Below are 25,909 nucleotides of genomic sequence, written 5' to 3'. Positions count from 1 at the left end.
CGGTGCTCGAACCTGATCGGATCGAACTGCCGGAGCTTTTCCTTCTCATTCGGGCATCCTTTACAGGACGGAACCGAACGCTTCAAACACAGTGAAGACATCGTCTTCATGGTTTGGGATCTTCGTGCCACTTGAGGAGGATGAGCTGGACGCTTCTCAGCAGTTCCGCTCTTTCGCTCCTGTGGGGCAACGAGTGATTACATTACGTGGATCCTGGGGGTCGTGCAAGTTCTCCCTGCATCCCGGGCGTGTCGCAGTGTTGGGCCCGGAAACACAAGGGCTCCGGCCGCGCACCGAGGTGCGCTACCGGAGCCCAGACGAGGTCGCGCGACTACTCCACGAAGATTCCGGCGAGCGTCTTCTTGCCACGACGAAGCACGGCCATTCCGCCGGCAGCGACCCGTCCGGCGAGCGTCGCCGCTTCGTCGTCGATGCGCACGTTGTCGAGCGAGACGCCGCCCTGCGCGATGGCACGTCGCCCCTCGCTCTGGCTCGACACCAGGCGGGTCTCGACGAGCAACTGCACGATCGATGCATCCGGAGCGCTGATCGTGTGCGGGAGTTCGCGCAGCGCCGCCTCGAGCGTCGAGGGATCGAGTGTCGCGAGGTCGCCCTGTCCGAACAACGCACGCGACGCCGCGATGACGGCAGATGTCGCGTCTTCGCCGTGGACCAGCGTGGTGACCTCGGTGGCGAGCACTCGTTGCGCCTCGCGCTTGTACGGCTCGGCCTCGACGAGCTGGGCGAGCTGTTCGATGCGCTCGCGGCTCAGGAAGGTGAAGATCTTCAAGCGCTCGATGACATCGGCGTCGTCGGTGTTGAGCCAGAACTGGTAGAACGCGTACGGGCTGCACATCGCGGCATCCAGCCAGATCGCGTTGCCCTCGCTCTTGCCGAACTTCGTGCCGTCGGCGTTCGTCACGAGCGGAGTGCCGATGGCATGCGCACTCACGCCTTCGACCCGGTGGATGAGATCGGTTCCGCTCGTGAGGTTTCCCCACTGGTCACTGCCGCCGGTCTGCAGCACGCAGTCGTACTGGCGGTGGAGCTCGAGGTAGTCGAAGCCCTGCAGGATCTGGTAACTGAACTCGGTGTAGCTGATGCCTGCGTCGGAGTTCAGCCGAGACGCGACCGCGTCTTTCTTGAGCATCGTGCCGACCCGGTAGTACTTGCCGATGTCACGAAGGAAGTCGATCGCGGAGAGTCCCGCGGTCCAGTCGAGGTTGTTGACGAGCCGAACGGCGTTCTCTCCTTCAGCCGAGAGGAACCGGGAGACCTGCCCCTGCAGGTACCCCACCCACTCGGCGACCGTCTCCTTCGTGTTGAGGGTTCGTTCGGCCGTCGGTCGTGGGTCGCCGATCAGGCCGGTCGATCCACCGACGAGTCCCAGTGGCTTGTGGCCCGCCAGCTGCAGGCGTCGCATCACGAGGAGTTGCACGAGATTGCCGAGGTGCAGGCTCGGCGCCGTGGGGTCGAATCCGCAGTAGTACGTGATCGGCTCCCCCGCGAGGAGCTCTTTCAGCGCGGCTTGGTCGGTGGAGACGTGCACGAGGCCACGCCACACGAGTTCTTCCCAGACGTCTGCGAAGGAGGCGTCGTTCTGCTGGGTACTGAGGATCACGGGGTCTGGCACCCTGTCAGGTTATCAGCGAGCGAATTAGGTTCCATCTCTAACCGAAGTCAAATTAATGATGTATGCTTATCTGTGCCTCGATAAAGGCTGCAAACTGAAGGAGTCGTCATGATCGTCGTCACCGCAGACCAGGTCGCGAGTCGCACCAATGCCGACCTCGCCGGCGCGGAACGCGACCGAATCCAGCACGACCACGGGGAGCAGCTCCTGCTGCCGGTCGCCCGCAATGCGGGAGATGAGATCCAACTGCTCACGCACGATGCGCAGACGGTGGTCGAGGTCGTCTTCGAGCTCACCCGAGGCGGGGCCTGGAGCGTCGGCATCGGGTGCGGCGATGTACGGTCTCCCCTTCCCTCCGATATCCGGGAGGCGAGCGGCGAAGCATTCTTCGCCGCTCGCGACGCCGTCGAACGCGCCAAGAAGAGCTCGCCGCGGCTCGCGATCGAAGCCGCGCACGAGGACGCCGCGCACGTCGAAGCGCTTTTCAAGCTCGCGCTCCTGCTTCGGGAGCGCCGCTCAGATCAGGGCTGGGAAGTCTACGACCGCATCATCGCGGGTGCCATGCAGTCCGAGATCGCCGATGAGCTCGGCGTCAGCGCCCCGGCGATCAGCTCGCGAATGAAGTCGGCCAACATCCGTGCAGAACTCGACGCCGTGCCCGCGCTCGCTAGGCTGCTCGAGAACCTCGACAGTTCGACGGGAGCCCGAGCATGAACCTCTTCATCATCGCCGACGCCATCACGTGGTCGGCCCTCGTGGTCTCGCTGATCGCTGCCGCCGGGCTCTCAGTACTCGCGTACCTCCGACCACGCCGCACATTCATCTGGTTCGCGGCCGGAGCTCTCGCCGCCGCGCTGCTCGCTGCAGCCACCGCGACGGATCCCGCGCAATTCGGCCTCGCCCCGCTGATCACGGTTCTCGGATTCGCGATCGCCGTGTTCGGCGGAAGCCCTGCCGCCGCCACCGCGCTCGACCTCGCGATGGGAGGCACGGTCGCCCCAGGGCTCCACGGCGGCATCATCGTCGCCGAGAAGCGATCCGCCGACGAGGAACATCGCGGCGTGCAGTCCAGCGCGCGGCGAGAGGTGCTGCGGGGCGGCCTCACCATCGGAGTACTCGAGCGCATCGCCTCGGCCGGCGCCATCATCGCCGGCTTCCCGGAGGCCCTGGCAATCGTGGTCGCCGTCAAAGGCGTCGGTCGCTTCACTGAACTCGAAGCACCCGAAGCGCGCGAGCGATTCATCATCGGCACCTTCGCAAGCCTCATCTGGGCATGTGCCGCGGCCCTCGTCGTACATCTCGCGGTGCGCTGAGGCGCCTGCCGCCATGCACTCCGCGTCACTCCGCGGCGAGTTTGTGCCTTCGGTAGGGCGAGACGCCCTCGTCGCCGGGCAGCCAGAATCGCCAGGGGTACTGCGACCCGCCGCCCGCCCCACCGACACCGGTGCGGGGGCCGCTCGCATGATGGAACGGAGTTCGCGGCGCCTGCAGCGTGAAGGGCGGTGCGAGCAGATCGCTGCCGTCCGCGACGAGCGGCACGCCGAGCGCTTTCGCGAGCCGCCCCGGGCCCCGGGCGAGGTCACGGTCGTTCACCCCCGGACGACGATGACGAGCGAGCTCGATACCCTCGACGACCGTGGCACCGCGCAGGAGCACTCCCGACGAGCTGCCGACCGGCCGGGCGACGACGTTCAAGCAGACGTGCATGCCGTAGCTGAAGTACGCATACAGATGAGCGGGTGCGCCGAACATCACCTCATTGCGCGGCGTGCGGCCCCGGAACGCATGCGACCCGGGATCTTCACCGACGCCGCGGTACGCCTCGAGCTCCGACAGCCGGATCGCCACGCGACCATCGGGCGCGTCGTACCCCAGCACCGCTCCCAGCAGGAGCGGAGCGAGCGTGACAGGGTCCTGTTCGAAGAACTCCCGATCGGGTGTGAAGAATTGGCTCAGCTCCGCGCCTCCGGCAACCCGGCGACGAGGTGGCGCACCCGGTCTGCCAATCGGGAGAACTGCTCGGCGACGCGCACCGGCGCAGTGCCTCCGATGCCGTCGCGACTCGCGATCGAGCCCTCGACCGTGAGCACCTCGCGCACGTCGGGCGTGAGGTGCGGGGAGATCGCCGCGAGCGCGTCATCGTCGACCGCGTCGAGTTCGAGCGAGCGCTCCTCGGCGTACCGCACGAGCGCGCCGGTGATCTCGTGCGCATCGCGGAACGGAACCCGACGTTTGACGAGCCACTCCGCGACATCCGTTGCCAGCGAGAAGCCGGCCGGCGCGAGCTCGGCCATGCGTTCGGTGTGGAACGTGAGCGTGGCGACCATTCCCGTGAACGCCGGCAGCAGCACCTCGAGTGTCTCGACCGAATCGAAGACGGGCTCCTTGTCTTCCTGCAGGTCGCGGTTGTACGCGAGCGGGAGCGCCTTGAGCGTCGCGAGCAGGCCGGTCAGATTGCCGATGAGCCGGCCGGACTTGCCGCGCGCGAGCTCGGCGATGTCGGGGTTCTTCTTCTGCGGCATGATCGACGAGCCGGTCGAGTAGCCGTCGTCGAGGGTGACGAAGCCGAACTCACGGGTGTTCCAGAGGATGATCTCTTCAGCGAATCGCGACAGGTCGATGCCGATCATCGCCGTCACGAATGCGAACTCTGCGACCACGTCGCGGCTCGCGGTGCCATCGATCGAATTCTCGGCCGGCGCGGCGAGGCCGAGGTCGCGAGCGACGGATGCCGCGTCGAGACCGAGCGTCGAGCCCGCGAGCGCTCCCCCGCCATACGGTGACACATCCGCGCGCTTCGTCCAGTCGACGAGGCGTTCGAGGTCTCGTGAGAGTGCCCAGGCATGCGCGAGCAGGTGGTGCGCGAGGAGCACCGGCTGCGCGTGCTGCAGATGCGTGCGCCCGGGCATGACGGCGGCACGGTGGGCATCCGCCTGCGCCGCGAGTGCATCGATCAGGTGCACGAGATCGCGGCCGATGGTCGCCGCGTGGTCTTTGAGGTACAGGCGCACGAGCGTGGCGATCTGGTCGTTGCGACTGCGGCCCGCGCGGAGCTTGCCGCCGAGTTCGGGTCCGACGATCTGGATCAAGGCCGTCTCGAGCGCGCCGTGCACGTCTTCGTCGGTCTCGGCGGCGACGATCTCGCCCGTGACAACCCGCGCCTCGAGGACATCGAGACCGGAGAGCATCGCGTCGAGTTCGTCTGCAGCGAGATACCCGGCGGCTGCGAGTGCGCGGGCGTGCGCCCGGGAGCCGGCCAGGTCGTAGCCGGCGAGCTGCCAGTCGAAATGGGTCGACTTCGAGAGGCGCTGCAGTTCGGGCGACGGGCCCGTCGCGAACCGTGCACCCCAGAGCGAACCCTCATTGGTGCCGTGGGCATCGGTCGCGCCCGGAGTGCCGTTCACGTCGCTCATCAGGCGTCCTTTCTCGCGAGCAACCAGACGAGCAACGCCTTCTGCGCATGCAAGCGATTCTCGGCCTCGTCCCAGATGATCGATTGCGGTCCGTCGATGACGTCTGCCGTCACCTCGTAGCCGCGGTCGGCGGGGAGGCAGTGCATGAAGGCGGCGCCGGGCGCCGCGAGCGACATGAGCTCGGCGTCGACCTGGTAGGCGCCGAACATCGCGACACGATGCGCCTTCTCCTCCTCTTTGCCCATCGACACCCAGGTGTCGGTCACGACCACATCGGCTCCGGTCACCGACTCACGAGCGTCGGTGAGCACCGCGACCGATCCGCCCGTGCTAGCGGCAATCCGCTCGGCATCGGCGACGACGGACGCATCGGGCGCGAATTCCGCCGGAGTGGCGACGCGCACATGCATGCCCGCCGTGGCACCCGCCAACAGGTACGACTGGGCCATATTGCTGCGACCGTCGCCGAGGAAGGTGACGGTGAGCCCGGCGAGCCGGCCCTTGTGCTCACGAATGGTGAGCAGGTCGGCGAGGAGCTGGCACGGGTGGAAGTCGTCGGACAGGGCGTTGACGACGGGCACGGTCGTGCCGGCCGCCATCTCTTCGAGGCCTGCCTGCGCATAGGTGCGCCAGACGATGGCGGAAACCATGCGTTCCAGCACCCGCGCAGTGTCCGACGGCGTTTCCTTGCCGCCGAGCTGGCTGTTGGCCGTGGAGATGATCAGGGGCGAGCCGCCGAGGTCGGCGATGCCGACCGCGAACGAGACCCGTGTGCGCGTCGAGGACTTGTCGAAGATCACGGCGACGGTCTGCGGACCGGCGAGCGGCGTCTGCGACCAGCGGTCGGCCTTCAGTTGCACGGCGAGATCGAGGATCTCGGACTGCTCGGCTTGGGTGAGGTCGTCATCCCGGAGGAAGTGGCGGGTCATGGTCGTTCTCGTCCGTTTCGTGATTCAGGTCAAGTCGTGGTGAGCATCGGCGAGCGCGCGAGCGAATCGCGCCTCGAACTCGTCGATCTCGGCGTCGCCGATGATGAGCGGCGGCGCGATTCGGATGGTGTGGTCGTTGGCGGCGTTCACGATGAGCCCACCGCGCATGGCGTGGGCGACGACTGAACCGGCGACCGGCTCGGTGAGGGCGACGCCGACGAGCAGGCCACGGCCCCGGGTGCCGCTGACGAGCGGGGAACCGATCGCCTCGATGCGCGCGCGCAATTGCGGGCCGCGAGCGGCGGCGTTCGCGACCAGCCCCGCGCGTTCGATCTCACCGAGCACGGCATTCGAGACGGCGGTCGCGAGCGGATTGCCCCCGAAGGTCGACCCGTGCTGGCCCTTGCGGAGGAGCTCTGACGCGTGGCCGAACGTCAGGAGGCCTCCGATGGGCATGCCACCCCCGATGCCCTTCGCGACGGTGATCGCGTCGGGCGTGATACCGGCGTGCTGGAACCCGAACCACTCGCCGGTGCGGCCGGCGCCGGTCTGGATCTCATCGACGATGAGCAGCGCCCCATGTCGCCGCGTCAGATCGCGGGCGGCCTGCAGGAAGCCGTCTGGCAGTTCGACGACTCCGGCTTCACCCTGGATCGGTTCGACGAACACCGCGGCCACGCCGTCGTCGACGGATGCTTCGAGCGCTTCGATCGTGGCGGGGATATGCTCGACTCCCCCGGCCATCGGCTCGAATGGAGCGCGCATATGCGGCTTGCCCGTGAGGGCGAGCGAACCCATGGTGCGCCCGTGGAAGGCGTCGACCAGCGCGAGGATACGCGTTCGCGCGCCGCCCGAGTTGTTCAGCCGCGCGAGCTTGAACGCCGCTTCATTGGCCTCGGCCCCCGAGTTGCCGAACCAGGCGCGCCCCTCGGGGTCGGCGCCTGCGAGCCGCACGAGCCGCTCGGCCAGTTCGAGCGCGGGCTCGGTCGTGAAGTAGTTCGACACGTGCGCGAGCTTCGACGCCTGTGCGGTGATGGCCTCGACGAACACGGGATGGGCGTACCCCAGCGAGTTGACCGCGATGCCGGCGAGGAAGTCGAGGTAGGTCGTGCCCGAGGCATCCGTCACCCACGCGCCCGACCCATGCTCGAGCTTCGCGAGGGGCATGCCGATCGACCGCATGATGCGCTGGTCGAAGCGCTGCTGCCAGTCGCTCATGCCGTCGCTCATGCCGCCACCACCTCGGTGCCGATGCCCGAGGTGGTGAAGACCTCGAGCAGGATCGAGTGCGGCACGCGTCCGTCGATGATCGCCGCCTTGGCCACGCCGCCCTCGACGGCTTCGAGGCAGGCCGCCATTTTCGGGATCATGCCCGATTCGAGATTCGGCAGCAGCTCGATGAGCGATGGCACATCGATGACGGACACGAGCGAGTCGCGATTCGGCCAGTCACGGTAGAGGCCGGCGACATCGGTCAGGATCACGAGCTTCGCCGCGCCGAGCGCCACGGCGAGCGAGGCCGCGGCGGAATCGGCATTCACGTTGAGCGACTGCCCGGTGACGTCGCCGTCGGGCGCGATCGAGGAGACGACCGGGATGCGCTCGGCCGCGAGTTCGGCGAGAACTGCAGCCGGGTCGACCGCGATGACATCGCCGACGAGGCCGAGGTCGACCTCTTCGCCGTCGACGATGGCACCGCGACGACGGCCCGTGAAGAGACCGGCGTCTTCGCCAGAGAGCCCCGACGCGAGCGGGCCGTGCTCATTGATGAGCGAGACGAGTTCGCGGTTCACCTGGCCCGAGAGCACCATGCGCACGACGTCCATGGTCTCGGGAGTGGTCACGCGATAGCCGCCCCGGAACTCGCTCGGGATGCCGAGGCGCTCGAGCATCGCCGAGATCTGCGGGCCCCCGCCGTGCACGACGACGGGCTTGATTCCCGCATAGCGCAGGTAGACCATGTCTTCGGCGAATGCGCGCTGCAACTCGGGGCTCACCATGGCGTTGCCGCCGAACTTCACCACGATCGTCTCGCCGCGGAATCGCTTCAGCCAGGGCAGCGAATCGATCAGCACCTGAGCCTTCGCGGCGGCGTCATTGGTATCGGGTTCTGTGTCGTCGCTCATGCTCAACTCGCGTAGGCGCTGTTCTCATGCACGTAGTCGTGCGTGAGGTCGTTCGTGAAGATGGTGGCGGATGCCTCGCCCGCGTGCAGTTCGATGAGCACGTGCGTGGCGCGCGGCGCGAGATCGACCTGCTCTCGGGGCGCATCGGGTCGCCCGGCGTGGCAGACGCGCACCCCGTTCATCGAGACGTCGACGAGGTACGGGTCGAACGGTGCCGACGTGGTGCCGATCGCCGCGAGGACGCGGCCCCAGTTCGGGTCGTTGCCGAAGATCGCCGCCTTGAAGAGGTTGTTGCGGGCGACCGAGCGGCCCACCTCGACGGCATCGTCTTCGGTGTGGGCGCCGACTACCTCGATGGCGATGTCGTGGCTCGCCCCCTCGGCGTCGGCCTGGAGCTGCAGCGCCAGGTCCCGGCACGCCTCGGTGAGCGCGGCGGTGAACACCGCGAGGTCGGGCGTCACCCCCGACGCACCCGACGAGAGCAGGGAGACCTGGTCATTCGTCGACATGCACCCGTCGGAGTCGAGACGATCGAAGGTCACCCGCGTGGCTGCGCGGAGCGCGGTGTCGAGGTCGGCGGCCGGCAGCGCGGCATCCGTCGTCACCACCACCAGCATCGTGGCGAGACCCGGCGCCAGCATGCCGGCACCCTTCGCGATACCGCCGATCGACCAGCCGTCGCCGGCGACGACGACCTGTTTCGGCGTCGTGTCGGTCGTCATGATCGCGCGCGCCGCGTCATCTCCGCCGTCGGCGGAGAGCCGGGCGATCGCCGAGAGCACGCCCTCTTCGAGCAGCTCGCCGTCGAGCTGCTCGCCGATGAGGCCCGTCGAGCAGACGAGCACGTCGCCTGCGGCGACGCCGAGGCCGGAGGCGGTGGCCTCGGCCGTGCGATGAGTGACCTGGAACCCCTCTGGGCCGGTGAAGCAATTGGCGCCGCCCGAGTTCAGCACGATCGCCGAGACGATACCGTCGGCAGCGACCTGCCTCGACCAGATGATCGGGTTGGCCTGGGCGCGATTGGCCGTGAAGACCACGGCCGCCTGCTGCGAAGGGCCGCGATTCACGATGAGCGCGAGATCGAGCGCTCCGGTGCGCTTGATGCCGGCGGCGACGCCAGCCGCCTCGAATCCCTGCGGATGGGTGACGGTCACGGGGCGACTCCGTTCACGGGCAGCCCGGTCGACTCGGTGAGGCCGAGCGCGATGTTCGCGGACTGGATGGCGGCACCCGCGGTGCCCTTCACGAGGTTGTCGACCGCGGCGATCACGACGACACGGCCCGCGTTCTCGTCGATCTGCAGGCCGAGCAAGGCGGTGTTCGCGCCGAGCACGTCGGCGGTGCGCGGAAACTGGCCTGCTGGCAGCAGTTGCACGAAACGCTCTCCCGCATAGGCGTCTTCCCAAGCCGCACGTACCGTCGCGGCATCCGTACCCGGCACGATTCTCGCGGTCGAGGTCGCGAGGATGCCCCGCGACATCGGCACGATGACCGGCGTGAACGAGATGGTGGGCTGCGCTCCGCCGGCCCACCGCAGCGCCTGCTGGATCTCGGGGATGTGCCGGTGCACGCCTCCGACCGAGTACGGGTTGGCAGACCCGAGCAGCTCCGAACCGAGCAGGTGAGCCTTCAGGCTCTTGCCGGCTCCCGACGGGCCCACCGCGAGCACCGAGACGAGGTCGGCAGCCTCGATGACGCCGGCACGGATGCCCGGCGCGAGCGAGAGGGCCACGGTCGAGGCGTTGCAGCCGGGTGCCGCGATGCGCTTCGTCTTCGCGAGACGGTCACGCTGCGTGCCCGACAGCCGTGGCAGCTCGGGCACACCGTAGGTCCAGGCGCCATGGAATTCGCCGCCGTAGAACGACGCCCAGTCGGTCTTCGACTCGAGCCGATGATCGGCGCCGCAATCGATGACCAGGGTCTCGGCTGAGAGCTCGGCGGCGATGGCGCCGGATGCGCCGTGCGGAAGCGCGAGGAACACGATGTCGTGCCCCGCGAGATTCTCGGCCGTCGTGTCTTTCAGCGTGAGATGCGTGTAGCTGCGCAGGTGCGGCTGCACCGCGATGAGCGGCTGGCCGGCGTTGGAGTGCGCAGTGACCGTGCGCACGTCGAAATCGGGATGATCGGCGAGGAGACGGAGAATCTCGCCTCCGGCATAGCCGGACGCGCCGGAAACGGCGACGGAGAACGTCATGGTTCCACCTTAAAGGTCGAAGCGGTCGAGGGATGGCTCCGGCGACACCTGCTGACGGCCTCGTTGCCGTGCGCTGGGTCGCCTAGAGTCGGCGCTCGCCACGACGTCGGCTGCGCACCACGGCCGCACGCGTGACGCGTGCGGAGGTGGCGAACCGAGCGGCGGACATGATGCGACCCTATCGGGCGGGCGCTGACCGGCGCAAACGCGCGGCCGCTGCACGTCACACGCGGCCGCGCGCGCCATCGGTCATTCGCGGATGCTCGCCTCGAACCGCTCGTGTGCGAGCGCAGCGCCCGCGAGCTTCGCCTCGCTGGCCTCGGCCGCCGTCAGCGTGCGGTCGGAAGCACGGAACCGGAGAGCGAACGTGAGGCTCTTCGACCCCGCCGGCACGCCCTGACCGCGGTAGTCGTCGACGATCGAGAGCTGCTCGAGCAGCTCACCGGCACCCTCACGAACCGCCGTCGCGACATCGGCGGCGGCCACGTCGGCGGGAACGATGAGCGACAGGTCCTGTGTCGCCGCCGGCAGCGTGCCGATCGTGCCGGCCTCGACGACCGGCTCGGTCAGCGCGATGACCGAGTCGAGGTCGAGCTCGACGATCGCAACGACGCGCGGAAGGTCGGCGTCGGCGGCGAGTGCCGGCAGCAGCTCACCCGCGAAACCGACCGTCGTGCCGGCGACTCGAAGCTCAGCAGTGCGCCCCGGGTGCAGGGCACCGTGCGAGCCGCGCACGATGTCGATGCGGGCTCCGGTGGCGAGCTCGACCTGGCGCACCACGTCGAGTGCGTCGGCGATGCCGGCGGGCAGTGCTGCTTGACCAGGCTGCTTCGACACCACCTCCCCCACGATGAGTGCGCCGAGGTGGCGGGGCTGCGGCGGGATGCCGGAGTCGAGCGCGGCGAGCACGTCGTCGCTCGGCTTCGCGTCGCCGACCGGCAGCTCGGCTGAGCCGTAGTTGCGGCCGAGCTCAGGCAGGAAGACCGTGCCGATCTCGAAGAGCGAGAGATCGGTGAGTCCGCGCGACAGGTTGCGGCGTGCCGCGCCGATCAGTCCGGAAATGAGCGAGCGTCGCAGGTACGGTGCCGTCTGGTCGAGTGCATTCGCAATGCGCACGGAGGCCACTGGCGATCCGTCAGCGCTGCCGAACACGGCGTTGTCGTCGGCCGACACGAACGGGAACGAGAGCACCTCGGTCGAGCCCGCGGCCGCGAGAGCGTCGGCGGCGCGACGGCGGAGCCGCTGCGAACGAGTGAGGCCCCGACCGGGAGGAGCGACCGGCAGCACCGAAGGGATGCGGTCGTAGCCGATCAGGCGCGCGACTTCTTCCGCGAGCTCCTCGCGGCCGGTCAGGTCGGGGCGCCAGGCCGGAGGTACGACCGAGAACCCGCCGTCGACTGGCGTGATGGTGCCGCCGATCTCGGCGAGCGCATCATGCACTTCGTCGTTCGTGTACTCGACACCGATGATCGCCGAGACGAACCCATGCGGCAGGACGATCGCCGACCGCGCCGGCGTGGTCTGGATGAGCGATCCGCCGTCGTCGGCGGTTCCCCCGGCGAGGTCGACCATGAGCTGCGCGACCCGTGAGACCGCCGCCGCGGCGATCTCGGGGTCGACACCGCGTTCGTAGCGCTTCGCTGCCTCGCTCGGCAGCTTGTGGCGTCGGGCAGTGCGGGCGATCGACACCGGGTCCCAGTTCGCCGCCTCGACGAGCACGTTGCGGGTCGTCTCGCCCATCTCGGTCTCAGCGCCGCCCATGACGCCGCCGAGCCCGATCGGGCCGCGGTCGTCGGTCACGACGAGGTCTTCGACATGGAGCGTGCGCTCCTTGCCGTCGAGCGTCGTGAACTTCTCACCGGCGGTGGCGCGGCGCACGACGATGCCGCCCTGCAGCTGGTCGAGGTCGTAGCCGTGGATCGGCTGGCCGAGCTCGAGCATGACGTAGTTCGTGATGTCGACCAGCACCGAGATCGAGCGGATGCCGGCGAGCTTCAGCCGTGCGATCATCCATGCCGGCGTCGGACGCGACGGGTCGACACCGCGCACGATGCGCGTCGCGAAGACCGAGGATCCGACCTTGCCGCGGATCGGGGCTGCATCGTCGATGACGACGGAGAACGCCGCCGTCGAGCCGGGTTCGGTGGGCACTGCCGCGGGTGCCGACTGCTCGACCGGATCGCGGAAGCGTGCGCCCGTCGCGTGCGCGTACTCGCGAGCGACTCCGCGAATCGAGAAGGCGTAGCCGCGATCGGGCGTGACGTTGATCTCGACCGCCGCGTCGTCGAGTCCGAGGAGGGCGATGGCATCGCTGCCGACTGGAGCGTCGAGGCCGAGCGTGGAGAGCCGGAGGATGCCGTCGTGCTCCTCGCCGAGGCCGAGCTCGCGCGCCGACGCGATCATGCCGTCGGAGACATGTCCGTATGTCGTGCGCGCCGCGATGGGGAACGGGCCCGGCAGTACGGAACCCGGCAAGGTCACGACGACCTTGTCGCCGACGAAGAAGTTGCGTGCACCGCAGACGATGCCGTGCACGGCCTCGCCGCCGTCGGCAGCGGTCTCGCCGTCGGGGGCGACGCGCACCTGGCACCACCGGATGGTCTTGCCGTTGGTCTGCGGCTCCTCGACGAACTCGAGCACCTCACCGACGACGATCGGCCCCTCGAGGTCGAACGTGTGCACATCTTCTTCTTCGAGACCGACCTTCACGAGGGCGGCGTGCACCTCTTCGGGCGTCGTGCCCGGCACGAGTTCGACGTACTCGGCGAGCCAGCTGAGCGGCACCCTCATGTCAGACCACCATTCCGAACTGCTGGGAGAAGCGGATGTCTCCCTCGACCATTTCGCGCATGTCCTGCACGTCGTTGCGGAGCATCAGCCCGCGCTCGATGCCCATGCCGAACGCGAATCCGGTGTAGACCTCGGGGTCGATGCCGGCCGCCTTGAGCACGTTGGGGTGCATCATGCCGCAGCCGCCCCATTCGATCCAGCGCGGACCCTCTTTGAAGGTCGGGTGCCAGAAGTCGAGCTCGGCGGATGGCTCGGTGAACGGGAAGTAGCTCGGGCGCAGGCGGATCTTCGCCTCGTCACCGAAGATCGACTTCACGAAGTGGTCGAGCGTGCCCCTGAGGTGCGCCATCGTGAGGCCCTTGTCGACGGCAACACCCTCGAACTGCATGAAGACCGGCAGGTGGGTCGCGTCGAATTCATCGGTGCGGTACACGCGGCCCGGAGCCAGCACGTAGAGCGGCAGCTCTCGCTCGAGCATCGAACGGATCTGCACCGGGCTCGTGTGCGTGCGCAGTACGAGGTGCGCCTCGGGCGGGTCGACGAAGAACGTGTCCTGCATCGCGCGCGCCGGGTGGTCGGCGTCGAAGTTCAGGGCGTCGAAGTTGAACCACTCGCTCTCGACCTCAGGGCCCTCTGCGATCTCCCAGCCCATGCCGGTGAAGACATCGCAGACGCGGTCCTGCAGCAACGTCAGCGGATGCCGCGCGCCCGGCCGGTATCGCGAGGCGAGCGCCGTGACGTCCACCGTCTCCGCCTCGAGCTGCGCGGCTGCTTCGGCCTCGAGGATCTCGGCCTCGCGAACCGCGAACGCCTGGTTCACTCGACCGCGGGCGCCGCCCACGAGCTTGCCCAGGGCGGCCTTCTGGTCGCCCGGCACGTTGCGCAGCTGCGCGTTCAGGAGCGCGAGGGTGGACTTCTCCCCGGTGTGCTCGGTGCGGACCTGCTTCAGCGCGGCGGAGTCGCCGGCCGACGCGATCGCCGCGAGGGCTGCGTCGACCGCCGTCTGGACGGCGCTCTCGGTGATTTCACGGGGCTCGGACACGAAGAACGAGTCTAGTCGTCCAGCGTCGCCACAGCGGCGTTCGACGAGGTCAAAGAGTCGCGGTGCCGCTCTGATCTTCGGACCGTCGAGCCGCTGCCGACGCCTGCGCGACGAGCACCGCCTGGTTGGGATCCTCGGGGTCGAGCCGCATGCCGGACGACTTGCTCGCCGTTCGACGGGAGAGCCACCGTGCGAACCACGACAGCGACAGGTTCATGATCAGGTAGAGCACCAGGGTCACGACGAACAGCGAGAACAGGTAGCGGTTGCCGTAGAAGCTCGCGAGGTTGTTCATGTTGACGCGCAGCAACTCGACGTACCCGACGATGTACCCCAGCGAGGTGTCTTTCAGGAGCACCACGAGCTGCGCCACGATGATCGGCAGCATCTGGCGGAACGCCTGAGGGAACTCGACGAGCATCTTCGACTGGAGCGGACGCATGCCGAGACTCAGACCGGCTTCTCGCTGACCTCTCGGCAGTGACACCAGGCCGGCGCGCAGTGCCTCGCCGATGAGCGCGCCGTTGTACAGCGAGAGTGCCGCCACCACGGCCCAGAACGCGCCCGTGCTCATCACGAGCAGGATGAACAGCATCATGAGCAGCACGGGCATGCCGCGGAGGAACTCGAGCACTACTGCGGTGGGCACCCGGATCCACGCCGTCTCGGCGCTGCGGAGCAGGGAGAAGAGGATGCCGAGTGCGACCGCGAAAACGGCAGCGGTGAGGGCGGCCCGGAGCGTGCCGAGCACACCCTCGAAGATGATGAACGACCACACCTCGGGGTCGGCGAAGATGTCCCATCTGCTCGGGTCGAAGTAGCCCGGCAAGGTGATGCCGCCGCTGTCGCGCGGGGCGGCGAGGATGAGGACGATCCACGTCAGCCCGGCGAGGATGACCACACCGGCGACGATCGACAGGATGAGCGACAGCCGCCGGGCCTTGGGGCCCGGGGCGTCGAAGAGCACGCTCGAGCCGCTCATCGCTGCACCACCCACTTCCGTTCGAGTTGACCGGCGAGGATGCCGAGCGGAACCGTGATCACGAGGTAGAGCGTGGCGGCGGCGAGGAGGATCGCCAACACGGCATTGCCGTTGGCGTTCGCGACCTCACGAGTCGCCGCGAAGAGTTCGAACACGAAGAAGCCGCCCGCGACCGAGGTGTTCTTGGTGAGAGCGATGAAGACGTTGATGAGCGGCGGGATCGTCATGCGGAAGGCCTGCGGCAAGACGATGAACCCGACCGTCTGACCGAACCCGAGGCCGAGGCTTCGGGCCGCTTCCGCCTGGCCGACGGGCACGCCGTTGATGCCCGAGCGAAGCGCCTCGGCGATGAACGGCGAGGTGTAGACCGAGAGCCCGATGGTCGCGGCCGTCGCATAGTCGAGGCGCGAACCGATGTACGGCAGGATGATCGCGCAGAAGAAGAGCACGAGGGTGAGCGGAGTGTTGCGCACCAGCTCGGTGTAGACCGTGGCGAAGCCACGAAGCGAGGCGACCGGCGAGATCCGCATGGCGGCGATGATCGTGCCGAGCACGAGTGCCACGAGGCCGCTCACGACGAGCAGCCGGAGCGTCATGCCGAACCCCTCGAGGTAGGTCGGCAGGTTATCGATGACGGCGTCCACACGCCTCCGTTCGGGATCTCAGGTCGATCGGCGTGGCCCGGGCACCGAGTGCCCGGGCCACGATCGATCAGTAGCGGTCGACTGCGGGCGGCTCGACGAACGGGAGCACGGCTCCGGCCGTCGACTCCCATGCCTCTTCGTAGCGGCCGTCTTCATAGGCCTCTTCGAGCACGTCGTTGATCCAGTCACGGAACTCGGTGTCTTCGAGCGCGAGACCGATGCCGTACGGCTCCTCGGTGAAGGGCTTGCCGACGACCTTGAACTCGCCCTCGTTCTGCGCGGCGAGGCCGGCGAGGATGACGTTGTCGGTCGAAACGGCGACGACCTGACCGCTGCGCAGCGGCTCGAGGCAGTTGGTGTACGTGTCGGTCTCGAGCACCTCGGCGCCGAGCTCCTTCAGGTTGGCGGCGGGCGTCGACCCGGTCACCGAGCAGACGGGCTGACCGACGAGATCTTCTTCGCCCTTGATGTCGTCGTTGTCGGCGAGCGTCAGGATCGACTGGCCGGCGAGGTAGTACGGCCCCGCAAAGGACACGACCTCCTTGCGCTTGTCGTTGATCGTGTACGTCGCGACGACGATGTCGACGTCACCGTTCTGGATGAACGGCTCGCGGTTCGCGGAGACGGTCTCGGTCCACTCGATCTTGTCTTCGGCGATGCCGAGCTCGCTCGCGATGATCTTCGCGATCTCGACGTCGAAGCCCTCGGGCGCGCCGGACGGACCCTTGAGACCGAACAGCGGCTGGTCGAACTTCGTTCCGACCGTGATCGTGCCGGCCTCGGCCAGCGTCTCCATGGTGCTCCCGGCTGCGAACGTGGGAGCAGGCTCAGCCGTCGGCTCCTCGGTGGCGTCGCCGCTGCCGCCGGCACAACCGGCAAGCGCGAGCGCCGACACCGCAGCTGCTGCGACGAGTGCGATTCTCATGCGTTTCATGTCTCTGCCTCTTTCCTGTGTGATGGTTCCTCGCCGCTCGTGGCAGCGCAGGTCTAGTGGTCGAGGATCTTCGAGAGGAAGTCCTGCGCGCGCTCCGACTGCGGGTTGTCGAAGAACTCCGCGGGCGTCGCCTCTTCGACGATCTTGCCGTCGGCCATGAACAGCACTCGATCGGCCGCCTTGCGGGCGAAGCCCATCTCGTGAGTGACGACGATCATGGTCATGCCGTCTTTGGCGAGACCGATCATCACGTCGAGCACCTCGTTGATCATCTCGGGATCGAGTGCGCTCGTCGGCTCGTCCATCAGGATGAGCTTCGGGTTCATCGCGAGCGAACGCGCGATGGCGACTCGCTGCTGCTGCCCGCCCGAGAGCTGGGCCGGCAACTTCTTGGCCTGGTTCGCCACGCCGACGCGCTCGAGCAACTGCATCGCCTTCGCCTCGGCGTCTTTGCGCGACATCCGCTTCACCTTGATCGGTGCGAGCGTGACGTTCTCGAGCACCGTCTTGTGCGCGAACAGGTTGAACGACTGGAAGACCATGCCGACGTCAGCACGGAGTCGAGCGAGCGCGGCGCCCTCTTCGGGCATCGTCTGGCCGTCGATGGAGATCGACCCCGAGTCGATCGTCTCGAGACGGTTGATCGCCCGACACAGGGTCGACTTGCCGGATCCGCTCGGACCGATGACGACGACGACCTCGCCGCGGTTGACGACGGTGTTGATGTCGTTCAGCACATGCAGATCGCCGAAGTGCTTCTCGACGTGCTCGACGACGACGAGTGGTTCACCACGACGCACGGAGATGTTCGAGGTCGGCGGGGCGGGCTGGGTTGGCTCCATACCCCCAAAACTAGGGCTCACGATGGCTCAGCGCCAAGTAGCGCCGCGGAGGTTACCTAACCGTGATGCGCGCTGCGCTGCGCGAAGGCGCTCTCGTACAGGCAGACGGATGCCGCGGTGGCGAGGTTCATCGATTCGGCGTGCCCGTAGATCGGCACGGTGACGGCCCGATCGGCGAGCTCGAGCTGCTCATCGGGCAGACCGCGCGCCTCGTTGCCGAACACCCACGCCGTGGGCTGAGCGAGCACGCCGTCGTTGCGGGCGGCGAGCAGGTCGTCGCCCTTCACGTCGGCGGCGAGCACCGTGAGCCCGGCGGCCCTCGCGCGCACGAGAACGTCTGCGAGTTCTGCGCCGATGGCGACGGGCAGGTGGAAGATCGAACCGGTCGAGGAGCGCACGACCTTCGGGTTGTACAGGTCGACGGTTCGCCCGGTGAAGATCACGGCATCGGCGCCCGCCGCGTCGGCCGCGCGCACGATGGTGCCTGCGTTGCCCGGGTCGCGTACCTCTTCGAGGATGGCGACGAGCTTCGGGCCCGCCGCGAACACGTCTTTCACGGCCGTGGGGAACTGACGGCACACCGCCACGAACCCCTGGGGGGTCACCGTGTCGGCCATCGAGTCGAGCACCTCTTCGGTGACGAACTCGATCTCGACGTCGGCTGCCTCGGCGGCCGCCGCGAGCTCGTCGTACCGCTCGAGTGCGCTCGGCGTGGCGAACAGCTCGACGACCAGTTGCGGGCGGAACGTCAACGCCTCGGCGACGGCCTGCGGCCCCTCGAGCAGGAACAGCCCGCTCTCGGCACGTGCCGCCTTCTTGGCGAGCTTCGCGACGGCGCGGACGCGCGGCGACCTGGGATTCTCGAGCATGCCGCCAGTCTACGGCCGACGCACTACGACCTTTCGCGTGACGCAGCAGTCCTCGCGTCCGTGTCGGAGTGCGCGAATGTTCGTGACGCGCCACCTGGGAACGCAGAACGGCCCGGTACTCGCTGCGTGTTCACGCAGCGAGTACCGGGCCGGACGAATGCAGACGCTGCTTACGCGGCGGTCTTCGGTGCCGAGGTGTCGGCCGGGAGGGCCTTCTTGGCCGACTCGACGAGCGCCGCGAACGTGGCGGGCTCGTTGACCGCGAGGTCGGCGAGGATGCGACGGTCGACCTCGATGCCCGCAAGGCCGAGGCCCTGGATCAGGCGGTTGTACGTGAGGCCGTTCGCACGCGACGCGGCGTTGATGCGCTGGATCCAGAGGCGACGGAAGTCACCCTTCTTCTGGCGGCGGTCGCGGTATGCGTAGACGAGGGAGTGGGTGACCTGCTCCTTCGCCTTGCGGTACAGACGCGAACGCTGGCCGCGGTAACCCTCGGCGCGCTCGAGGATGACCCGGCGCTTCTTGTGGGCGTTGACCGCCCGCTTCACTCTTGCCATGACTCTGTTTCTCTCTTAACGGGTCTCGCGGCTCAGCGGCCGAGAAGCTTCTTGATGACCTTGGCGTCGGGGGCCGACACGACCTTGTCCTGGTTCAGGCGGGCCTTGCGCTTCGAGGACTTGACCTCGAGGTTGTGGCGCATCCCGGCCTGCTGCTTCTTGATCTTGCCGCTGCCGGTGATCTTGAAGCGCTTCTTGGACCCGGAATGGGTCTTCTGCTTCGGCATCTCGTCTTTCTCCTTGGTTCTGCCGCCACGCGAGTGACGGACGGGTGTGTCTGGCTCAGCCCTCGGCGGGCTCTGCCGTCTGCGGCTCTGCTTCGACCGGGGCATCCGCCGCCGGTCGCGCCTTCGCCGCAGCACGCTGTGCGTTCGCCTCGGCCTTGGCCTCGGACTTGTTCTTGAGGGGCCCGATCACCATGACCATGTTGCGGCCATCGATCGTGGGGTTGTGCTCGACGGTGCCGAACTCGGCCACGTCTTCGGCGAAGCGCTGCAGAAGACGCACGCCCATCTCGGGGCGCGACTGCTCGCGACCACGGAACAGGATCATCGCCTTCACCTTGTCGCCGGCCTTCAGGAAGCCGACGGCGCGCTTCATCTTCGTCTCGTAGTCGTGCTTGTCGATCTTGAGACGGAACCGCACCTCTTTGAGGATGGTGTTCGCCTGGTTGCGCCGGGCCTCTTTCGCCTTCTGCGCAGCCTCGTACTTGAACTTGCCGTAGTCCATGATCTTCGCGACCGGCGGCTTCGAGTTCGGAGCGACCTCGACGAGATCGAGATCGGCCTCCTGCGCGAGCCGCAGTGCCACCTCGATCTTGACGACGCCGACCTGCTCTCCGGCAGGCCCGACGAGGCGAACCTCGGGGACGCGGATACGGTCGTTTGTACGGGGATCGCTGATGCGTGTTCTCCTCTACTCAAGCTGATTCGCTCGGTCGGGAGGCGGTTGCCGCCCGACGACGAAAGGAGAAATCCACGCATTTGCGCACGGAATCCCACCGTGCAAATCATGCGGCACCCTGCCTACTCCCCCGTCTTGCGACGTGAGAGCGGAGTGCAATCGACCCGGTAACCTTGATGAAGCGGTATGCGCGGGTGGGAGAATCTCCACTTTCGTACCGGGGTGAAGCCCCGGAGCCCGAAGTAGTCTAGCAGAGGAACTCCGTGAACAGTAGTTCAGACGAGACCACCGTCGAGGGCGCCACCCGCGACATCGCCGAGGTCCCCGCGGTCGAGATCATCACGACCGCAGCAGTGCACCTCATGAGCGCAGCCGCCGTCAAGGTCGGACTCGCCGAAGATCCCGAGGAGCAGATCGACCTCGACGAGGCGCGCAAGCTCATCAACGCCCTTGCCGGCCTCATCACCGCGGGAGCCCCCGAGATCAGCGACATGCACGCACGCAGCCTCCGCGACGGCCTGCGTTCGCTGCAGCTCGCGTTCCGCGAGGCATCGGTGATCCCCGACCCCATCGGCAAGGGCCCGGGCGAGAAGTGGACCGGCCCGGTCAGCTGAGCCCGCTCACTCTCCCACGAGGGATCGGCTGAACCGGCAGCTCAGCGCTGACAGTTCGGGCACCACCAGGTCTCGCGCAGTTCGAGCTCGTTCCGGCCGAGTCGGCCATGCTCGATGCGGGTGCCGCAGCGCCGACAGGCTTCGCCGCCGCGACCGTACACCCACAGCCGACGGCCGCGATGGGTGTCACCCGTCGTGGTGCGCGCGCCGCGCTCGCGGTTGGCACGGATGACCAGGCTGGCGAGCGCGACGAGCGGCGGGAGTTCCACGTCGGCGACGACGCGCGAGGGCAGGATGCCGCGAAGGAAGCAGAGCTCGTTGACGTAGACGTTGCCGAGGCCGGCGAGATTGCGCTGCTCGCCGAGCGCGACCGCGATGGGCATGTCGGGACTGCTCGCGAGTCGTCGCACCGCCTCGTCGGGGCGCCAATCGGGGCCGAGCAGGTCGGGTCCGAGATGCTCGAGTCGGTGCGCCTCCTCATCGGCCGGGAAGACCTCGAGCGTTCCGAGGTCGAAGCCGACCGCTGTGGCGTCGGCGACCTCGATGATGGCTCGCGCCTGCCACGCCGGACGCCGCCACGGCTCACCGGGGTGGAATACCCGCCATTCCCCCTCCATCTTGAGGTGCGAGTGCACCACCTGTGCGCCGATGCGCATCAGGAGGTGCTTGCCGCGGCTGCCCACGGAGTGCACGGTCTGGCCGGAGAGGTCGACGGTGGCGAACGCCGGCACCCGGAAATCGGAGCGTGTCACGATGCGCCCCGCGAGCGCGGCGTCGAGCCGGAGCGCGGCCCGGTAGACGGTGTCACCCTCGGGCATCGAAGCGCAACCCACGTGGTGTCTCACGGAAACCGGCGGCACGAAGCGGACGGTCGAGCGTTGACCCGAACACGCCGCCGCCGTTGACGGTCTCGACGCGGAGCCGCTCGGACCGGCCGCGGGCGAGGGCGGCGGCGAGGGCGGTCGCCGCCGCTGCAAGCGCTTCATCGTCATCGGCGAAGGTCAAGGCGGTGCGCCCGCCGCGCTCGAGGTAGAGCACTGCCTCGCCGTCGACGATGGCGACGAATGCGCCCGCCTTGCGAGCCGGGCGATGCGTACCGTCACCGATGGACTCGGGCCAGTCGAGGGCAGCACCGAACGGATTCGCCGGGTCGGTTGCCGCGAGGGCGACGGCTTCAGCCTTCGGAGCGGCACGCAACCGGTCGACCGCAGCACCGGTCGCGAACTGCGCCCCTCCCTGACCCTCGATGAAGTAGCCCCGACGAACCCGCCCGGAGTCCTCGAAGCCCGACAGGGTGCGATACGCGAGGGCGAACCCGCCGAAATGCCCCTCGGCCACGACGGAGCCGCGCGTCACGACGCCGTAGCGTTCGAGCAGCGCCTCGCCGAGCGCATGCGCCCGCGGCGTCGCGGCCGCAGTGACGAGCGGCAGCACCGACCAGCGTCCGGCGGCGTGCGGCGGATTCGCACGAGCTGCCGCGGCGCGGCCCGCCTGCACGCTCGCTGCGAGGGATCGACGAGACAACGAGCCGGCCCGCAGACGCGCCCGAGGGGTCGGCGCCGTCGTCTTGTGCGCGCCCCCGCCGCTGAGCATGCCGCGCACCGGTGCGAAGGTGTCGTTCGTGACGAGCCCGGCCCAGACCAGTCGCCACAGCGCGTCGGCGAGTGCGCGATCGTCGTCGGAACCGACGGCGTCGGCCAGCTGCCGGAAGAAGAAGCCACCGCCGCCACCGAGCACCGCGATCAGCTCCGATTCGAGCGGATCGAGCGGTGCGGAGGCCGGCTGCGGCAGCGTGAGCTCCGCCGCCTCCGCCAAGTGCAGGCTGATCCACCCGTCGTCCCCGGCAAGCGGCCCTGCTCCCGCCCAGAGCACCTCCCCGGCTGCCGTCAACTCGTCGAGCATGCCGGGTCGATAGTCGGTGACGCGCGCCGGCAGCACGTAGGACTCCCACGCCGATGCGGGAATGCGCGCCCCCTCGAGCTGCTCGATCACGGCAGCGACGCCGTCGACACCGGTGAGCCTGCCGCCGACGTGCTGCCACGACGGCAGGAAGCGGGCGAACTCGCGCGGCTCGACCGGTTCGACCTCATTGCGGAGCACGGCGAGGGACCGTCGTCGGATGCGCCGCAGCACACCGTTGTCGCACCACTCCATGCCTGATCCGTGAGGGAGGAACTCGCCCTCGACCACCCGGCGTTCACCCGCGAGCCGGGCGAGGGCAGCGGATGCCACGGCCTGCCCGATGCCGAAGCGCGCCGCGACGGCCGGCGCGGTGAACGGCCCGTGGGTGCGCGCGAATCTGGCGATGAGGTCGCCGAGCGGGTCGCGCACCGGCTCACCGAACACCTCGGGCAGGCCAGGCGGGATCGGCACCCCGAGCGCATCGCGCAAGCGGCTGACGTCTTCGACCGCGACGAACCACGACTCGCCCGCGAATCGGACGCGTGCCGCTCGCCGCGTCTCCACGAGCACGGCGAGCGCGGCCGCAGCATCGGTCTCCTCGTCGACGCGAGCGGCGACTTCGTCGCCCGTGAGCGGCCCGAGGTCGCTCAGCAGGTCGGCCACGCCCTCGTCGCCGCGCGCGACCCGATCGGGATGCACGCGCTGGAGCATGCGTTCGACGTCATCGACGACCTCGGGGTCGAGGAGCTCGCGCAGTTCGACCGTGCCGAGCAGTTCGGCGAGCAGAGCAGGGTCGAGCGAGAGCGCGGCGGCACGTCGCTCGGCGAGCGGCGCGTCGCCCTCGTACATGAACGCACCGACGTATCCGAAGAGCAGGCTCGAGGCGAATGGGCTCGGCGACTCGGTGGTGACATCGACGAAACGCAGTTCACGGCGCTCGATGCGCTCGGCGAGACGCGTCAGGGCGGGCAGGTCGTAGACGTCTTGCAGGCATTCGCGTACCGCTTCGAGCACGATGGGGAACTCGGGGAAGTCGCGAGCCACCTCGAGGAGCTGCGACGCGCGCTGGCGCTGCTGCCAGAGCGGCGACCGCTTGCCCGGATTGCTGCGGGGCAGGATGAGCGCCCGGGCTGCGCACTCGCGGAACCGCGCGGCGAAGAGCGCCGAACCACCGACGTTCGTCGTGACCAGCTCGGTCAACTCCGCCGGCTCGAACGCGAACAACTCGGCACCCGGCGGCTCATCGCCGGTGTCGGGCATGCGCAGCACGATGCCGTCGTCGCTCGCGACGGCGTTCGCGTCGACGCCGCTCTGCTCGCGAATGCGGGCGCCGATGGCGAGCGCCCACGGCGCATGCACGCGCATGCCGTAGGGCGAATGGAGCACGATGCGCCAGTCGCCGAGCTCGTCACGGAACCGCTCGACCACGAGATTCGTCGCATCGGGCACCACGCGGGTCGCCGCACGCTGGTCGTCGATGAACTTCACGAGGTTGACGGCTGCTCGTTCGTCGAGCCCGGCGGCCCGACTTCGCACGAGGGCGTCTGCCGTCGGTGCGCCGGCGAGTTCGGCGATGAATTCCCCGATGGCAGCGCCGAGTTCGGCTGGCCGCCCGATGCCGTCACCTCTCCAGAACGGGAGTCTTCCGGGTTCGCCGAAGGCCGGAGCCACGAGCACCCGGTCGTGCGTGATCTCCTGGATGCGCCAGCTGGTCGCACCGAGCGCGAAGACATCGCCGACCCTCGACTCGTAGACCATCTCTTCGTCGAGCTCTCCGACTCGACGGCCCGGACCCGCCTCGCCGACCATGAACACCCCGAACAAGCCTCGATCGGGGATCGTGCCGCCGCTCGTGACCGCGAGCCGCTGGGCACCGCGTCGGCCGATGATCGTGCCGGCATCACGATCCCAGACGATGCGTGCGCGGAGCTCGCCGAATCGATCGGATGGATAGCGGCCGGCAAGCAGGTCGAGGGTTGCGTCGAAAGCCGATCGCGGCAATGCGGCATACGGCGCCGCCCGGCGCACGAGCTCGAACCACGACTCGACGTCCCACTCGTCGAGGGCGGTCGCAGCGATGGTCTGCTGCGCGAGCACGTCGAGGGGGTTGGCCGGAATGCGCAGGTCTTCGATGGCTCCGCCGATCATGCGCTCGGCCACGACCGCCGAGTGCAGCACATCGGCGCGATGCTTCGGGAAGATGAGCCCCTTCGAGGTCTCGCCGACCTGATGGCCGGCGCGGCCGAGCCGTTGCAGGCCGCTCGCGACGGACGGCGGCGATTCGACCTGCATGACGAGATCGACCGCGCCCATGTCGATGCCGAGTTCGAGGCTCGAGGTCGCCACGACGCAACGCAGCCGCCCCGACTTCAGGTCGGCCTCGACGAGCGCCCGCTCCTCTTTGCTGACCGAACCATGGTGCGAGCGGGCGATCACCGGCGGTGCGCCGCCGGTGATGCCCGACGCGCCCACCGCTTCTGCGGGTGCGCGTCGAAGCGATGTCGGTGGCTGCGGTGCATCCACCACGATCGGTGCGCCGTCGACGGCAGCGGATGTCGCGTCATCCGCCGCCCGCATGGCGCCGACCGCGGCGACCGCACCGGCCTCGGTTGCGTCTGTCACCTCGAGCACGACCGCGGTGCGTTCGGCCCACAACTCGTTGAGCCTCGCGGTCAGGCGCTCGGCGAGACGACGAGAGTTCGCGAAGACGATCGTGGAGCGGTGCGCCAGCACTTCGTCGAGGATGGCCTCTTCGACGTGCGGCCACACCGAGCCCGACGCCGTCTCGCCGGCGAGATCGGACAGATCGTCGACGGGCACGGTGACCCTGAGATCGAACCGCTTGCCCGAGGCCGGGGCGACGATCGTGACCGCACGCGTGCCGCCGAGGAATCGTGCCACCTCCTCATGCGGGCGAACGGTCGCCGAGAGCCCGATGCGCTGCACCGGCTGCGCGGTGAGTTCGTCGAGCCGCTCGAGGGAGAGGGCGAGGTGCGAGCCGCGCTTCGTGCCCGCGAGTGCGTGGATCTCGTCGACGATGACCGTCTGCACGCCTCGGAGCGTCTCGCGCGCGGCCGAGGTGAGCATGAGGAAGAGCGACTCGGGCGTCGTGATGAGGATCTCAGGGGGGTGTGCGACGAGCGAACGTCGCTCGGCCGGCGGGGTGTCGCCCGACCGCACGCCGACCGACACCTCGGGCACCTCGAGTCCGTGCGCCGCGGCAGTACGGGCGATGCCGATGAGCGGGGCGCGCAGGTTTCGTTCGACGTCGACGCCGAGCGCCTTGAGCGGCGAGAGGTAGATCACCCGGGTGCCGGTCGTGCTCGCGTCGGCGCCCTCGTGGTGCAGGCGGTCGATCGCCCAGAGGAACGCAGCGAGCGTCTTGCCCGACCCCGTCGGTGCCACGACGAGCGAGTGGTCGCCCCGCGAGATCGACTGCCACGCACCCAGCTGAACCGCGGTGGGTTCGCTGAAGGACTCGCTGAACCACGCCCGCGTCGCGGGCGAGAACGCATCGAGCGCCTCTGACATGTCT

General features: G+C 68.5%; 23 protein-coding genes. 3 read left to right on the top strand and 20 right to left on the bottom strand.

Annotated features, from left to right (window positions below):
- Positions 1–331 precede the first annotated feature (331 nt).
- On the bottom strand, positions 332–1,633 hold the full coding sequence (gene tyrS / locus AC6CH0_RS17720) for a tyrosine--tRNA ligase (protein WP_498103276.1): 1,302 nt from the start codon (positions 1,631–1,633) through the stop codon (positions 332–334).
- Positions 1,634–1,741: 108 nt separating this feature from the next.
- Here tyrS and AC6CH0_RS17715 point away from each other — a divergent pair, with 108 nt between their 5' ends.
- Positions 1,742–2,347, top strand: a complete 606-nt coding sequence (locus AC6CH0_RS17715; RefSeq protein WP_498103274.1) for a DNA-binding protein — start codon at positions 1,742–1,744, stop codon at positions 2,345–2,347.
- Positions 2,344–2,946, top strand: coding sequence for a hypothetical protein (locus AC6CH0_RS17710; protein ID WP_498103272.1), 603 nt, complete (start codon positions 2,344–2,346; stop codon positions 2,944–2,946). Before AC6CH0_RS17715 ends, AC6CH0_RS17710 begins: the two co-directional genes overlap by 4 nt.
- A 25-nt stretch (positions 2,947–2,971) precedes the next feature.
- Here the strand turns inward: AC6CH0_RS17710 and AC6CH0_RS17705 are convergent, their stop codons facing one another.
- The 17 genes from AC6CH0_RS17705 to infC all read right to left on the bottom strand — a co-directional run bounded on the left by AC6CH0_RS17705 (position 2,972) and on the right by infC (position 19,858).
- Positions 2,972–3,589 (bottom strand): DNA-3-methyladenine glycosylase, encoded by a 618-nt coding sequence (locus tag AC6CH0_RS17705; RefSeq protein WP_498103322.1) that lies wholly within the window; start codon positions 3,587–3,589, stop codon positions 2,972–2,974.
- Positions 3,586–5,046, bottom strand: coding sequence for an argininosuccinate lyase (argH, locus tag AC6CH0_RS17700; protein WP_498103270.1), 1,461 nt, complete (start codon positions 5,044–5,046; stop codon positions 3,586–3,588). Before argH ends, AC6CH0_RS17705 begins: the two co-directional genes overlap by 4 nt.
- Positions 5,046–5,975: an ornithine carbamoyltransferase gene (gene argF / locus AC6CH0_RS17695; RefSeq protein ID WP_498103268.1), complete on the bottom strand. Its 930-nt coding sequence runs from the start codon at positions 5,973–5,975 to the stop codon at positions 5,046–5,048. Before argF ends, argH begins: the two co-directional genes overlap by 1 nt.
- Positions 5,976–5,999: 24 nt before the next feature.
- Entirely contained in the window at positions 6,000–7,205 is a 1,206-nt protein-coding gene (locus AC6CH0_RS17690; protein ID WP_498103266.1) for an acetylornithine transaminase, read from the bottom strand.
- Positions 7,202–8,101: an acetylglutamate kinase gene (gene argB / locus AC6CH0_RS17685; protein WP_498103264.1), complete on the bottom strand. Its 900-nt coding sequence runs from the start codon at positions 8,099–8,101 to the stop codon at positions 7,202–7,204. Before argB ends, AC6CH0_RS17690 begins: the two co-directional genes overlap by 4 nt.
- A 2-nt stretch (positions 8,102–8,103) precedes the next feature.
- Complete coding sequence (gene argJ / locus AC6CH0_RS17680; protein ID WP_498103262.1) at positions 8,104–9,255, bottom strand: bifunctional glutamate N-acetyltransferase/amino-acid acetyltransferase ArgJ; 1,152 nt, start codon at positions 9,253–9,255, stop codon at positions 8,104–8,106.
- Positions 9,252–10,295, bottom strand: coding sequence for an N-acetyl-gamma-glutamyl-phosphate reductase (gene argC / locus AC6CH0_RS17675; protein WP_498103260.1), 1,044 nt, complete (start codon positions 10,293–10,295; stop codon positions 9,252–9,254). Before argC ends, argJ begins: the two co-directional genes overlap by 4 nt.
- A gap of 249 nt (positions 10,296–10,544) precedes the next feature.
- Positions 10,545–13,085: a phenylalanine--tRNA ligase subunit beta gene (pheT, locus tag AC6CH0_RS17670; protein WP_498103258.1), complete on the bottom strand. Its 2,541-nt coding sequence runs from the start codon at positions 13,083–13,085 to the stop codon at positions 10,545–10,547.
- Position 13,086: 1 nt separating this feature from the next.
- Positions 13,087–14,127 carry a phenylalanine--tRNA ligase subunit alpha gene (pheS, locus tag AC6CH0_RS17665; RefSeq protein WP_498103256.1) on the bottom strand — a complete coding sequence of 347 codons (1,041 nt, stop codon included), beginning with the start codon at positions 14,125–14,127 and terminating at the stop codon, positions 13,087–13,089.
- A gap of 49 nt (positions 14,128–14,176) precedes the next feature.
- Positions 14,177–15,109 carry an amino acid ABC transporter permease gene (locus tag AC6CH0_RS17660; protein ID WP_498103254.1) on the bottom strand — a complete coding sequence of 311 codons (933 nt, stop codon included), beginning with the start codon at positions 15,107–15,109 and terminating at the stop codon, positions 14,177–14,179.
- Positions 15,106–15,753 (bottom strand): amino acid ABC transporter permease, encoded by a 648-nt coding sequence (locus AC6CH0_RS17655; RefSeq protein WP_498103252.1) that lies wholly within the window; start codon positions 15,751–15,753, stop codon positions 15,106–15,108. The genes AC6CH0_RS17660 and AC6CH0_RS17655 overlap by 4 nt, the downstream gene beginning before the upstream one ends.
- A gap of 67 nt (positions 15,754–15,820) precedes the next feature.
- Positions 15,821–16,687, bottom strand: a complete 867-nt coding sequence (locus tag AC6CH0_RS17650) for a glutamate ABC transporter substrate-binding protein (RefSeq protein ID WP_498103250.1) — start codon at positions 16,685–16,687, stop codon at positions 15,821–15,823.
- A 53-nt stretch (positions 16,688–16,740) separates the two neighbouring features.
- Positions 16,741–17,529 carry an amino acid ABC transporter ATP-binding protein gene (locus AC6CH0_RS17645; protein WP_498103248.1) on the bottom strand — a complete coding sequence of 263 codons (789 nt, stop codon included), beginning with the start codon at positions 17,527–17,529 and terminating at the stop codon, positions 16,741–16,743.
- A 56-nt stretch (positions 17,530–17,585) separates the two neighbouring features.
- Complete coding sequence (locus AC6CH0_RS17640; RefSeq protein ID WP_498103246.1) at positions 17,586–18,398, bottom strand: TrmH family RNA methyltransferase; 813 nt, start codon at positions 18,396–18,398, stop codon at positions 17,586–17,588.
- Between the two features lie 170 nt (positions 18,399–18,568).
- Positions 18,569–18,955 carry a 50S ribosomal protein L20 gene (rplT, locus tag AC6CH0_RS17635; protein WP_056657885.1) on the bottom strand — a complete coding sequence of 129 codons (387 nt, stop codon included), beginning with the start codon at positions 18,953–18,955 and terminating at the stop codon, positions 18,569–18,571.
- Positions 18,956–18,987: 32 nt separating this feature from the next.
- Positions 18,988–19,182 (bottom strand): 50S ribosomal protein L35, encoded by a 195-nt coding sequence (rpmI, locus tag AC6CH0_RS17630; RefSeq protein ID WP_495350512.1) that lies wholly within the window; start codon positions 19,180–19,182, stop codon positions 18,988–18,990.
- Between the two features lie 55 nt (positions 19,183–19,237).
- A complete protein-coding gene (gene infC, locus AC6CH0_RS17625; RefSeq protein WP_498103320.1) occupies positions 19,238–19,858 on the bottom strand; it encodes a translation initiation factor IF-3 in 621 nt (206 codons plus the stop codon).
- Positions 19,859–20,121: 263 nt separating this feature from the next.
- Here infC and AC6CH0_RS17620 point away from each other — a divergent pair, with 263 nt between their 5' ends.
- Entirely contained in the window at positions 20,122–20,472 is a 351-nt protein-coding gene (locus AC6CH0_RS17620; RefSeq protein WP_074261092.1) for a DUF1844 domain-containing protein, read from the top strand.
- Positions 20,473–20,513: 41 nt separating this feature from the next.
- Here the strand turns inward: AC6CH0_RS17620 and AC6CH0_RS17615 are convergent, their stop codons facing one another.
- Together AC6CH0_RS17615 and AC6CH0_RS17610 are read right to left on the bottom strand one after the other, a co-directional pair.
- Positions 20,514–21,290 (bottom strand): DNA-formamidopyrimidine glycosylase family protein, encoded by a 777-nt coding sequence (locus AC6CH0_RS17615; RefSeq protein WP_498103244.1) that lies wholly within the window; start codon positions 21,288–21,290, stop codon positions 20,514–20,516.
- Positions 21,277–25,905, bottom strand: coding sequence for an ATP-dependent helicase (locus tag AC6CH0_RS17610; RefSeq protein WP_498103242.1), 4,629 nt, complete (start codon positions 25,903–25,905; stop codon positions 21,277–21,279). Before AC6CH0_RS17610 ends, AC6CH0_RS17615 begins: the two co-directional genes overlap by 14 nt.
- Between the last annotated feature and the right edge of the window lie 4 nt (positions 25,906–25,909).

The sequence above is a fragment of the Agromyces sp. GQ35 genome (assembly GCF_059758475.1).
The sequence above is the reverse complement of the archived record's forward strand: the minus strand, read 5'-3'. Positions and strand labels throughout refer to the sequence as shown.

Coding starts and splice junctions, on each gene's coding strand:
- AC6CH0_RS17715 (WP_498103274.1), top strand. CDS start 1,742: ATGATCGTCGTCACCGCAGACCAGGTCGCGAGTCGCACCAATGCCGAC.
- AC6CH0_RS17710 (WP_498103272.1), top strand. CDS start 2,344: ATGAACCTCTTCATCATCGCCGACGCCATCACGTGGTCGGCCCTCGTG.
- argH (WP_498103270.1), bottom strand. CDS start 5,046: ATGAGCGACGTGAACGGCACTCCGGGCGCGACCGATGCCCACGGCACC.
- argF (WP_498103268.1), bottom strand. CDS start 5,975: ATGACCCGCCACTTCCTCCGGGATGACGACCTCACCCAAGCCGAGCAG.
- AC6CH0_RS17690 (WP_498103266.1), bottom strand. CDS start 7,205: ATGAGCGACGGCATGAGCGACTGGCAGCAGCGCTTCGACCAGCGCATC.
- argB (WP_498103264.1), bottom strand. CDS start 8,101: ATGAGCGACGACACAGAACCCGATACCAATGACGCCGCCGCGAAGGCT.
- argC (WP_498103260.1), bottom strand. CDS start 10,295: ATGACGTTCTCCGTCGCCGTTTCCGGCGCGTCCGGCTATGCCGGAGGC.
- pheT (WP_498103258.1), bottom strand. CDS start 13,085: ATGAGGGTGCCGCTCAGCTGGCTCGCCGAGTACGTCGAACTCGTGCCG.
- AC6CH0_RS17660 (WP_498103254.1), bottom strand. CDS start 15,109: ATGAGCGGCTCGAGCGTGCTCTTCGACGCCCCGGGCCCCAAGGCCCGG.
- AC6CH0_RS17650 (WP_498103250.1), bottom strand. CDS start 16,687: ATGAAACGCATGAGAATCGCACTCGTCGCAGCAGCTGCGGTGTCGGCG.
- AC6CH0_RS17645 (WP_498103248.1), bottom strand. CDS start 17,529: ATGGAGCCAACCCAGCCCGCCCCGCCGACCTCGAACATCTCCGTGCGT.
- AC6CH0_RS17640 (WP_498103246.1), bottom strand. CDS start 18,398: ATGCTCGAGAATCCCAGGTCGCCGCGCGTCCGCGCCGTCGCGAAGCTC.
- rplT (WP_056657885.1), bottom strand. CDS start 18,955: ATGGCAAGAGTGAAGCGGGCGGTCAACGCCCACAAGAAGCGCCGGGTC.
- rpmI (WP_495350512.1), bottom strand. CDS start 19,182: ATGCCGAAGCAGAAGACCCATTCCGGGTCCAAGAAGCGCTTCAAGATC.
- AC6CH0_RS17615 (WP_498103244.1), bottom strand. CDS start 21,290: ATGCCCGAGGGTGACACCGTCTACCGGGCCGCGCTCCGGCTCGACGCC.
- AC6CH0_RS17610 (WP_498103242.1), bottom strand. CDS start 25,905: ATGTCAGAGGCGCTCGATGCGTTCTCGCCCGCGACGCGGGCGTGGTTC.